General features: G+C 64.8%; 4 protein-coding genes. 1 reads left to right on the top strand and 3 read right to left on the bottom strand.

Features of this window, described 5'->3' with window-relative positions; all coding sequences use genetic code 11:
- The coding region (locus ACEN88_RS21880; RefSeq protein WP_413342989.1) for a LacI family DNA-binding transcriptional regulator at positions 1-722 on the bottom strand (722 nt) is incomplete at its 3' end.
- A gap of 944 nt (positions 723-1,666) precedes the next feature.
- On the opposite strand from ACEN88_RS21880, the gene ACEN88_RS21875 reads away from it, so the two are divergent.
- Complete coding sequence (locus tag ACEN88_RS21875; protein WP_413342988.1) at positions 1,667-4,627, top strand: TonB-dependent receptor; 2,961 nt, start codon at positions 1,667-1,669, stop codon at positions 4,625-4,627.
- A 118-nt stretch (positions 4,628-4,745) separates the two neighbouring features.
- Here the strand turns inward: ACEN88_RS21875 and ACEN88_RS21870 are convergent, their stop codons facing one another.
- Complete coding sequence (locus tag ACEN88_RS21870; RefSeq protein WP_413342986.1) at positions 4,746-5,786, bottom strand: DUF4380 domain-containing protein; 1,041 nt, start codon at positions 5,784-5,786, stop codon at positions 4,746-4,748.
- A gap of 53 nt (positions 5,787-5,839) precedes the next feature.
- Positions 5,840-6,453: transporter substrate-binding domain-containing protein (locus ACEN88_RS21865; protein ID WP_413342984.1), on the bottom strand; the 614-nt coding region annotated here is incomplete at its 5' end.

Here is a 6,453-nt window from a genome sequence, read left to right as displayed (position 1 = left end):
GCGTGGCCGCGGTGGTGTACGCTACCCCGGGGCGCGGGCGGGCGGGCTGGGTGCGCGCGGGCATCCTGCGCCCCCCACGGGGCCGGCGCCGGCTGCAGGCGAGCGCCATTCCGCTCGTCGGACGCACTGATCACGGCGACGCGGCGCCGTCCGCGCTGGTACAGGAATTCGGCCACCGCCTGGCCGATGTCCTCGTGCGAAAAACCGACCAGCATGTCGGCCGGCGTGGGCGTCAGGTCCCATGTTTCGACGAGCGGAATGGCGCTCGCCTGCAGCCGGCGCCGGCCCTGTGCGGAGCGCATGATGCCGGCGAGCACGATGCCGTCCGGCCGGCGCCCGATGATCGCTTCCAGCAGCTCGTCCTCGCGCGAATTCTCGTAGCCCGACTGGCCCAGGATGAGCTGGTAGCCGGCGGCGGCGAGGTTTTCCGTCAGCGCCTGGACCGTATCGATGAACACGGAGCCCGCGATGGTCGGCAGGATCGCGGCAACCATGCGGCTCTTCGTCGACGCCAGGCTGCCCGCCAGCAGGTTCGGCACATAGCCCGTCCGCTCGATCGCGGCGCGCACTTTCTGCACGAGGTCGGGCGACACCTTCTCCGGCGAGTTGAGCACGCGCGACACCGTGATCGGCGCCACGCCGGCCACGCGCGCCACGTCGACGAGCGTGAGGCCGCCTTTCGTGCGCCGGGTCCGCTTGGGGGGGGCGACCGGCGCGTTCATGCGGTCTCCGGGCAGCCCGGTCGGGCGCTGCGGCGAATACAGTTACGGAACTTCTGAAAATCGATCATGTCTTTAATTGCGATCTTCTATTGAATTGGACCGCGTATCGAAATAAATAGCAGCGACTCTAAATGCTGGGCGCGATAGCGACAAGATACCACTGCATTCCCTTACTGATGCAAAATGGGGATCGATAATTGTTTTCATCAACGATTCAAAAATTTAATTGATTGCGCTACCAAATTGTATCGCTGATTGGCGCCGTTGCAATGCACCGATATATGGGAGGAACGCGGTATTTCATGGGCAAGGTCAACTTCGCTGATTGCGCTACCTTGGCTACCCTCGGATCATACGGCTGATTTCGTGTGGTGAACGTCATGAATCTTGTTCTCATCTACGTGCATCAGCGTTACGTTGGCCGGGGGCGGGTGCGGCCTGGTGGCGGCATCACGGGGCCTGCGCGCCTTTTGTCTGGTGTGCAATTCGATTGCGCTCCGGGTGCAATGCGATTTAATCGTGCGCGGCTGGCATGGCTGTTGCGGATTTAGAACGAATTGCTGAGCTATAAACTTTCAGCATACTTTGTTGTAAATAATATATACCTTCGATGTTAGCGTGCAACAGTGATGTTATGGGGTTTGACAAAAATCACAGTAAATATCTACACTCATGAAAACGATTACAAGACCATAACGACTACATCGCCAACGCAATCAATAAAGCGTGGAGACAAGAATGCCGACCTCATCCAGCCGTCCTCATTCCTTCCGATCCGGGCGCCATTCCCGATCCGTTCCGACCGTCGTTCCGGCAGCGCCGCGTTACCGCGCAGCGTAATTCTCAGACCGTTTTTGCGGCCGCCGCAGGGCGGCCGCTTCATCCGCCGTCGTAACCAGCTCCGCCGTGAAGCGGAGCATCAATTAGAGAGCACAGGAGACACCATGATTCGATTCAAGAGAACCGCGATCGCCGTCGCAGCCGGCCAGATCGCACTGCTTGCCAGCGGCTATGCGCTGGCGCAGACCGAAGCGGGCCAGAACGCTTCCGGTTCCAACGTCGTCGTCGTGACGGGCCAACGCGCCGCGCTGCAGTCCGCACAGAAGCTCAAGCAGAATTCGGACGAGATCGTCGATTCGATCGTCGCCGACGACATCGGCAAGCTGCCGGACCGTTCGGTCACCGAGGTGCTGCAGCGCGTGGTCGGCGTGACCATCGACCGCACGATGTCCAAGGGCGACCCGGAACACTATTCGGTCGAAGGTTCGGGCGTGAACGTGCGCGGCCTGTCGTACGTGCGCTCGGAACTGAACGGCCGCGACTCGTTCTCCGCGAACGGCGGCCGCTCGCTGAACTTCGAGGACGTGCCGCCCGAGCTGATGGCCGGCGTCGACGTCTACAAGAACCCGTCGGCGGAACAGATCGAAGGCGCAGTCGGCGGTCTCGTCAACCTGCGCACCGCGATGCCGTTCGACTTCAAGGGCCGCAAGCTGGCCCTCACGCTGGAAGACACGTATTCCGAACTGAAGCGCGGCAAGCGCCAGCCGTCCGCCTCGTTCATGTTCTCGGACCGCTGGAAGACGGGCTTCGGCGAGATCGGCGCCCTCGTCGACTTCGCGTATTCCGAAAGCGGCACCCGCACCGACGCCTTCCAGGTCGAGCCGTACTACCCGCGCGACGACGTCGTGGCCGGCAAGACCGTGTGGATCCCGAAGGGCTCGCAATGGCGCACGCTGGAATTCGACCGCAAGCGCAGGGGTACCTACGGCGCGCTGCAGTGGAAGAAGGACAGCACGCTGAGCTCCTCGCTGACGTTCTTCAAGTCGCGCTACAAGATGCACTGGGACGAGCAGGCGATCTTCGCCCAGTCGAGCCCCTACAACATCCAGGTCAGCAAGGATGCGACGTTCAATTCGAAAGGCGCGCTGCTGACCGGCACGCTGACCGATCCGGCCGACGGCGGCATCAACTTCGGCGGCGACACGCGTTCGGCCGACCGCACGTCGGAAACGACGGACGTGTCGTGGAACCTGCGCTGGCGTCCGAACGACCGCTGGACCATCACGACCGACCTGCAGCGCATCCGCGCCACGACCAGCAGCTTCGACTCGACCGTGGCCACCGGCGTGCAGATGCCGAGCGAGACGATCGACCTGCGCGGCGACGTGCCGACCCTGTCGTTCACGGACGCCGACCGCGCCTACCTCGCGAACCCCAACAATTACTACTGGGCGTTCACGATGGAACACCAGGACCGCAGCAAGGCGGGCGAATGGGCATGGCGCACGGATGCGAAGTACGACTTCGACCACCCGGTGCTGCGCGACATCCGCTTCGGCGTCCGCCTGACGGACCGCGATTCGCGCAACGAGAACTCGAACCCGAGCTACAACTGGGCCGCCATCACCCAGACGTGGCAGGTCGGTCCGACCAACACGCTGTCGAGCCTCGCCTACCTGGGCGATCCGCGCTTCAACAACCAGGTGCAGGTCCACTCGTTCAATAACTTCTTCAACAACAACACGTCGGTGCCGGCACTGGTCTTCCCGGCCGTCGCGCTGACCACCGGCTACCCGGCCTCGTATGCCCAGCTGCACACGTATCCGAATATGCTGTGCAACAACGGCACCAACAATTGCACGTCGTGGAACCCGGCCACGTTCGGCACCGATCCGGCCGGCGTCAACGAGCAGAAGGAGAAGACCGGCGCGCTGTACTCGCAACTGCGCTTCGGCTTCGACGACCTGAAGTACCCTGTCGACGGCAACATCGGCCTGCGCTACGTGAAGACCGACATGACGGCGCACGGCTACACCGTGTTCACCCCGAGCACTTCGACGGGTGCCGGCATCCCGCAGTTCACGGCGTTCTCCCAGAAGCAGGACTTCAGCAACAGCTACAACAACGTGCTGCCCAGCCTGAACCTGCGCATGAAGGCGAGCGACGCGCTGCAGTTCCGCTTCGGCCTGTCGACCGGCATCTCGCGTCCGGACTTCAGCGACCTGCAGGGCTACACGACGCTGTCGCAGAACGTGGACAATTCCAGCGGCCTGGTCACCTACACGGGTACCGGTACGGGCAACCCGAACCTGCGTCCGGTCCGTTCGCACCAGGTGGACCTGACGGCCGAGTGGTACTTCGCGAAGACCGGTTCGCTGACCTTCGGCGTCTTCAACAAGCAGCTGAAGGACGTCATCATCAAGCAGTCGTACGGCTACGACCTGGCGGACAACACCGGCAAGTCGTACACCTTCACGACCACGGGTCCGGTGAACGGCGCGGACGGCCATGCGCGCGGCGCGGAAATCGCGTTCCAGCAGTACTTCGACTTCCTGCCGGGCTGGCTGTCGGGCTTCGGCGTGCAGGCGAACTACACGTACGTGGACAGCAAGACGTCGCTGCACCAGCCGGTTCACTCCGTGTACTGCACGGGCAGCAACTCGGCGGCGAACTTCAACCTGAACCTGAACGGCTGCGATACCAACGGCACCACGTTCGACGATCTGCCGCTGATCGGCCTGTCGCGCCAGTCGTACAACCTGGCGCTGATGTATGACCAGGGCAAGATCTCGGCGCGCCTGGCCTGGAACTGGCGCTCGAAGAACCTGCAGAACGTGAACGTCAACGGCACCAACGGCGGCGACGGCACCGACAGCAATCCGGCCAGCCCGACCTTCGGCCAGCACAACGTGGCCTGGGCGCTGCCGACGTGGGCGGACGGCTACGGCCAGCTGGACGGCTCGATCTTCTACAACGTGTCGGACCGGCTGTCGATCGGCCTGGAGGCGCAGAACCTGACCGACTCCAAGGCGCGCCAGCTCATGCAGCAGAGCACGGGCTTCATGGGCCGTGCATGGTTCGTCTCGGGTCCTCGTTACACGGCCAAGATGCGTTACAGCTTCTAACCGCGTAGCGTAGGTAACGCAAGATCCGTCGCCCCTGCGAAGGCAGGGGCCCAAGTTCTGCAGGCATCTCGTCAGCGCATGCAAGATTGGGCCCCCGCCTCCGCGGGGGCGACGTTATTCAGAGTCCGTCGAGCCCCAGTTCCTTCGCATGCGCCCGCAGGAACGCCACCTGCGCCGCACGCGTATCCGGCCCGCCATAGGGCAGCAGGGTCCACTGCTCGGACGCCTGCATGTGCCGGCCCGGTGCCAGCGTCACGTACGGCGCGTGCACCTCCATCTCCATCAATCCCTTCTCGGGCGCTTCCGGCTGCCAGTCGTTGTACAACTCGATCTGCCCCTGGTCCGGATGGATGGCCGTGCGCGGCTGGTGCGTGAACTGGATCACCAGCACCTGGCCTTGATGAAAACCCGCCATCCAGCCGGCGGACGGCTGCAGCAGCATCTTGCCGTTGCGGTGCGGCTGGCCTTTGCCCGCCGGGTAGGCGTCCAGCGAGAACAGGCCGTCCGCCAAGGTCCACGTCAGTGGCACCATGTCCGGCTTCGGTTCGATGGCCTGCTGGCGCACGTCTTCGCGCCGCGCGACGGGCACGTACACGCGCGTGTCGCCATGGGCGCGCGTGTTGAACCAGATGTCCCACGCCACCTGCGTCTTGCGCGCGTTGGCCGCGTCGACGTCCATGCGCAGGCTGTGCGGCTTGCCCGCCGCGAGGCTGTAGCGTTTCACCAGTTGCAGGCCGTTCACGGGACTGGCCGGGCTCGCGAGCGTGATGGCGTCGGGCCGCTTCTCCTCGATCTTGTAGCGGGCGAGGCTCAGCCACGGATCGGGCGGCCACGGCAGGCCGGCGCGCGCCGGGTTCACGTCCTGGTGCGACCACCATTCCTTTTGCGGACCGACCCAGATCTCGTGGCCGAGCCAGCCGACGTTGTCCGTCGTTCCGCCGATGGCGAGGTGCGGATCGCCGGCGGCCAGGTCGCTCTTGATGAAGCTGGGTTGGCCCGCCAGCCCGAACGACAGCAGTCGGCCGCCGATGGCGTCGGTGACGGTCGCGCGCACGCTGCCGTTGTCGAGGGTGTGGACGGGAATATCTGCCGCTTGTGCTGCGGCCGTGAGGGCGCAGGACAGGACCAGCGCTGTTGCGGTTTTGGATGGTGTGGGCATAAGCTGTCGGGCTGTGTGTGAAATCGGTTTCAGCCTGACAGCTTAGCAAAGAATCACCCGGGCGGGGCGACCGATGCGCCTTCGATGCCGTGGCGCTTCAACGCGTCCGCCACGAAGCCGCTCGCCTTCATCTCTTCGACGAACGCGGCGAGCGCGGCGGCCGCGTGCCCGCCCCGCGATTTCGGCACGCCCATCGCCTGGCGGATGACCATGAAGCGGCCGTCCAGCAGGCGCAGGCCGGGGCGGTCGCGCGCGTCCGCTTCCAGCTGCTGGCGCACGCCGGCCGCCACGTCCGCGCCCTGTTCGAGGAACGTCGTCACGACGGCGGGTGAGGAGGGCGCGCGCACGATCTGCGCCTGCCGGAGTTCCCGGGTCAGGAACAGGTCGTACGCACTTCCTTTGCCGACGACGACACGGTGCGCCGCCCGGTCGACGTCCTCGTTGGCGCGGATCGGCGACCCGGCCTTCACGAGGTAGCTGCCCTCGATCAGCACGTACGGCGCCGTGAACGCGATGGCGGCACCGCGCGCGGGATCGATGGCGAAAAAGCCGATGTCCGCGCGCTCCGTTGCGACGGCGTCGACCGACTTGCCGGCCGTGTCGACGACGACGAGCTCGAGGTCCACGCCGAGCCGCCGCGCGAACTCGCGGGCGAGATCGACGGAGA

Source organism: Massilia sp. CT11-108 (assembly GCF_047302915.1).
Taxonomy (GTDB): Bacteria; Pseudomonadota; Gammaproteobacteria; order Burkholderiales; family Burkholderiaceae_D; genus Telluria; species Telluria orientalis.
This window is presented reverse-complemented; position numbering and strand designations above follow the sequence as displayed.

Bases quoted from the DNA above. Each gene is read 5' to 3' on its own strand.
- ACEN88_RS21870 (WP_413342986.1), bottom strand. From the start codon at position 5,786: ATGCCCACACCATCCAAAACCGCAACAGCGCTGGTCCTGTCCTGCGCC.
- ACEN88_RS21875 (WP_413342988.1), top strand. From the start codon at position 1,667: ATGATTCGATTCAAGAGAACCGCGATCGCCGTCGCAGCCGGCCAGATC.